We start from the raw sequence: 5,029 nt of genomic DNA, 5'->3' as shown, positions 1-5,029 counted from the left end.
AAAAAATAAATAATACATTAAAAAATAAATAATACATTAAAAAATAAATAATACATTAAAAAATAAGCCAAGGAATATTTAAAAATCAAACTTGTATTAATATTCACTAATGAGGATTTTTTATACTTCAAACAAACGAATACTGAGAAGTACATAATAACTGTAGGCAAGAAAAAAATCAAAAATAAATAATTGCGAAATAAGCGTGTTGTAACATTAATATTTGTCTGCTCAGATTTTACTCGTAGAAACTGGTAAATTTCATTGTATGAATGAATCGCAGTATTGGAGAAATGTTTCTCCTAGCAGAGATTGTGTGAAATGGATAATTTAATGGATATATATATACTTGGAAGTTAAAATGGAGAAAAGGTATAATTATCTGTATTTCGCTGAAGGAGGATAAACGTTTGTCTATCTCTGGATTCGATGTAAGTGACCAGAAAGATAAGGAAAAACTTCGGGATGGTGAAGAACTGTACATAGCGCTCTTCAAAAACATCAATGACGCCGTTCTTCTCACTTCACCTGACGGAACCATTTATACGGCTAATCCCAAAGCCTGCAGGATTTTCAGAATGACCGAGGAGGAAATCATACGGGCTGGAAAATCCGGGATTGTAGACACGTCCGGCCCAGAACTCGAGCTTGCTCTTGAAAAAGCCGGAAAGTTCAAAGGGGAGCTCAATTTTAAGAGGAAAGATGGCACTATCTTCCCTGGAGAGTTGTCAACTGTATTTTTCTCCGATAAGAATGGTCTGGTGAAAACTGTCATGATTATCAGGGACATCACAGAGTACAAGCGGATTGCAGAGTCGATGCGGAAAAGTGAAGAGCGTTACCGGATGCTTTTCACAAATATGACAGATGCTTTCTTCGTTGCTGAAGTTATTTACGATAAGAATGGCACGCCCTGTGATTATCGTTTCCTTGAGCTTAATTCTGCTTATGAGTGTTATACGGGCTTAAAGAAGGAACAGTTATTAGGTAAGACGGTACTTGAAGTGTTTCCTGATGCCGATCCTGTTGGGTTAAAGGAATATGAAAAAGTGACACTTTCTGATGTACCGACTTATTATGAAGTCAAGAGTATAGAGGTTAAAGACAGGTCTCTTGATGTTTATGTGTTTAGACCTGAAAATGGAAAACTTGCGTTGGTTTTCAAAGATGCCGATAAAAAAAAGGAGACCAGAGAAGCACCTGGAAAGGCTCACGACAATTTAGAAGAGAAAATTATAGAACGAACGGTAGAGCTTGAGAAGGCTTATAGTTATTTGAAAGAAAGTGAAAAAAGTCTTGCTGAAGCTCAACAAATAGCTCATATTGGAAACTGGAACTGGAACATTGTAAATAATAAGTTGGTCTGGTCTGATGAGTTATATCGCATTTTTGGACTTAAGCCTAAGGAACTTGAAGTGACTTATGAACTGTTTTTAACTTATGTGCACCCGGATGACCGGGATTACGTAAACATTGCCTTTAAAATAGCCTTAACTGGTGAACCCTTCGACATTATTTATAGAATCATCCTGGCTGACGGATCTAAGCGAGTAGTCCACGCAAAGACTGAAGTTATTTTCGATAAGGACTCTCCTGTCAGGATGAGAGGAACAGTTCAGGATATTACCGACAGAAAACAGATGGAAAAGGCATTGCGCGAAAGTGAGGAAAAGTACCGCAATATCGTTGAGACAGCAAACGAAGGCATATTCTTGATGGATGCTGAATTCAATGTCACTTACGCTAATAAAAGAACTGCGGAGCTAATGAGGTACGCTCAGGAAGAAATTATTGGTAGACCTGTAATGAATTTTATTTGTGAAGAGAGCAAACCTACTGCCAGAAAGAATCTGGAAAAAAGGCGCGGTGGTATTAGTGAGATCTATGAATTGAAGTTAATGTGTAAGGACGGTTCACTCTTCTGGGCATTTATAAGCGCTAAACCGTTATTTAATAAAGACGGGGATTTCACTGGCTCTCTATGTATGTTCACTGATGTCACCAAAAGAAAAGAAGTTGAAACAAAGCTTAAGGAAACTCTTGACAATTTGGAAAATTTGGTAAAAGTACGTACGGAAGAGCTTGAAATAGCTTTCAATTCATTGAAAGAAAGTGAAAAAAGTCTTGCTGAAGCTCAACAAATAGCTCATATTGGAAACTGGAACTGGAGCATTGTAAATAATAAGCTGCTCTGGTCTGATGAGTTATATCGCATTTTTGGACTTAAGCCTAAGGAACTTGAAGTGACTTATGAACTGTTTTTAACTTATGTGCACCCGGATGACCGGGATTACGTAAACATTGCTTTTAAAAAAGCCTTAATTGGTGAACCCTTTAACATTAATTATAGAATCGTCCTAACTGATGGATCTGAGCGAGCAGTCCACGCAAAAACTGAAGTTATTTTTGATGCAAGTAATTCTCTTATTCGAATGAGGGGAACCGTTCAGGATGTTACTGAACGTAGAATAGCAGAAGAAAAACTCCGTGAAAGTGAAGAACAGTACCGCAATATCGTTGAAACAGCAAATGAAGGTATATTCTTGATGGATTCCAAATTCAGGATTACCTTTGCTAATAAAAGAACTACAGAATTAATGGGGTACACTCACGAAGAAACTATCGGTAGACCGGTAGTGGACTTTATTTGTGAAGAAAGCAAGCCTACTGCCGAAAGGAATCTGGAAAAAAGGCGCGGTGGTATTAGCGAGAGCTATGAATTGAAGTTAATGTGTAAGGACGGTTCACTCTTCTGGGCACTTATAAACGCTAAACCGTTATTTAATAAGAATGGCGATTTCACTGGCTCGCTATGCATGTACACCGATATCACCAAAAGAAAAGAAGCTGAGGAAGCTCTGGCAAACATTGAAAATGCCCGTAAGAAAGAGATTCACCATCGTATTAAGAATAATTTGCAGGTAATCTCATCCCTGCTGGATTTACAGGCTGAAAAGTTCAAAGGCAGAGAGGATATTAAGGATTCGGAAGTTCTTGAAACCTTCAGGGAAAGCCAGGATCGTGTAATTTCAATGGCTCTCATCCATGAAGAACTGCATAGAAACGAAGGGCTTGATAAGCTTAATTTTTCACAGTATATTAAGGAACTTGCGAATAATCTCTTCCTTACCTATAAACTTGGAAATGACGGTACCAGATTCGGTAAGGATATAGAAGAAAATATTTTCTTTAATATAGACACCGCAGTACCGTTAGGTATTATCATAAACGAACTTATTTCAAACTCTCTAAAGTATGCATTTCAAGGAAGAGACTGTGGAGAAATCCGAGTTAAACTGCATAGAGAAGAGGACAGAGAATGCGGGATTGAAGAATGTAATAGTACAGCTTATGTTCTGTCGGTCTCAGACAACGGAGTTGGCATTCCCGGAGAACTTGACATCAAAAACCTCGATAGTCTGGGACTTCAGCTTGTAACTTCTCTTGTTGAACAGTTGAACGGAGAACTGGAACTGGAAAGGAATAACGGGACAGAATTCACTATAAGGTTCACAGTAATAGAAATGAATAATCAGGCATCAGTCCCACTCAATAATGATTAATCGAATGATCAACTATTTAAAAAATCAATAAATAAGTGAATAAGCAACTGCTTAAAAAGCCAATAATTATATTGAAAAATACAATAGAAGCATGCCAATATGCACTGCCCTCATTCTGCGCATAAAAACCTTAATTTAGACCCTTTATCAATTCTCAAACTCTCTTATCCTTCATCATGGTAGTCCACGCAGTTAGGAGTGTTGTCATCTGTATCATGCAAAGATGAAACTCCTACAAAGATGAAGCTCCTATATATAATGCTTGAAAAAACTCAACCTATTCGATCACTATGTGGGCAAACGACAAAAGACCGGGTACTTCTTCGTTGTCAGTATGCCATCAAGTTTTACAGCAGATTTTCATCTGCCCATCTATCAAACATCTGCAATTGCTCTTCCGTATGGAAGTAATGCTCCCCATGCTCCAGGACTTTAACTGCTGAATGATATCTTGCTGCAAACGTTGAAATCTCGTTCCATTCAGACAGATTATCGTCAGAACCGTACAAAATGGCAGTAGGCACTTTCCATTCAAAACAAATCGGGTTTTCTCTCACGTAGCAATAATAGTTCCATTCCAGTATCTGCCCAATCGGCAATCGGATTTCATGCTCTGCTTTTAGTCTTTCTTCACTTACATGGAAATCTTCCATTATATTGTGTATGATGCGTTCCATGTTGACGATTGGCGAGAGAAATAAACTTTGCTTTATGTCAAAGTCATGGTAGGCAAGCAGGCTAAAATAGGTTCCCATGCTACACGCAAACAAACGAATATCGGATGCAAGCGACTTTGCATGGATATAAACAGCGGCCAAATCACTTACGCAATTTTTGGGAATACATGCATATTCCTCGTCTACACGTTCACCGTGCATAGGCAGGTCAAAGCTTAACGCCTGGTAACCTTTTTCAATGGCTTTTTGTGCCATCATGGAAATTACGGTGTCTTCTTTATTGGAAAGGTTTCCATGAACTTCAATCAATAGCTTTTCACTCTGCTTTCCCCATAGGATGGCAGGAATACGAATTTCATTGTTTGAGATATAAAAATGTCTTTTCTCCATTCTCTCACTTATCTATGAGCAAAAATAAATATATTCGCCATCATTCGACTCAGTTCAAAACTCCAGTGATAAAAGTCAGTGTAATATCACTAAATAAATTCATAGTTTTTATGATTATTTATTTGTGTTGTTAGACGTATAACAGTAATTATAAATCTTACTCATAATATCTTTTTGGTGTTCTCCGCTCCTCCGTTCTCTTAGACATTCTTAATCGTTAATTAAGAATATTCGTTCTCACTTCCCAGTTCGCAAGTTCCGTCAACAACAGATTTAAGTCCGGGCTGAGGCTGTTCGCTTCTGCGAAAAAAGGCTGAGAATCCATTAGCCGATCAAACAACCGTTGGTCGTGTCCTCAAATTATTGAACAGGAACTCTAAATGTTAATAGTTCCTTTAA

2 protein-coding genes are annotated in these 5,029 nt (G+C 37.9%); one reads left to right on the top strand and one right to left on the bottom strand.

Annotated features, from left to right (window positions below; genetic code table 11):
• Nucleotides 1-410: 410 nt before the first annotated feature.
• Nucleotides 411-3,563, top strand: coding sequence for a PAS domain S-box protein (locus tag ASJ81_RS08790; protein WP_095644144.1), 3,153 nt, complete (start codon nucleotides 411-413; stop codon nucleotides 3,561-3,563).
• A 347-nt stretch (nucleotides 3,564-3,910) separates the two neighbouring features.
• On the opposite strand, the gene ASJ81_RS08785 is transcribed toward ASJ81_RS08790, so the two are convergent.
• Nucleotides 3,911-4,630: an alpha/beta hydrolase gene (locus tag ASJ81_RS08785; RefSeq protein WP_095644143.1), complete on the bottom strand. Its 720-nt coding sequence runs from the start codon at nucleotides 4,628-4,630 to the stop codon at nucleotides 3,911-3,913.
• Between the last annotated feature and the right edge of the window lie 399 nt (nucleotides 4,631-5,029).

It is taken from the genome of Methanosarcina spelaei (assembly GCF_002287235.1).
In the GTDB taxonomy this organism is placed as follows: domain Archaea; phylum Halobacteriota; class Methanosarcinia; order Methanosarcinales; family Methanosarcinaceae; genus Methanosarcina; species Methanosarcina spelaei.
This window is presented reverse-complemented; position numbering and strand designations above follow the sequence as displayed.

Excerpts from the sequence above, each read along its gene's own strand:
- ASJ81_RS08785 (WP_095644143.1), bottom strand. The coding sequence starts at position 4,630 with ATGGAGAAAAGACATTTTTATATCTCAAACAATGAAATTCGTATTCCT.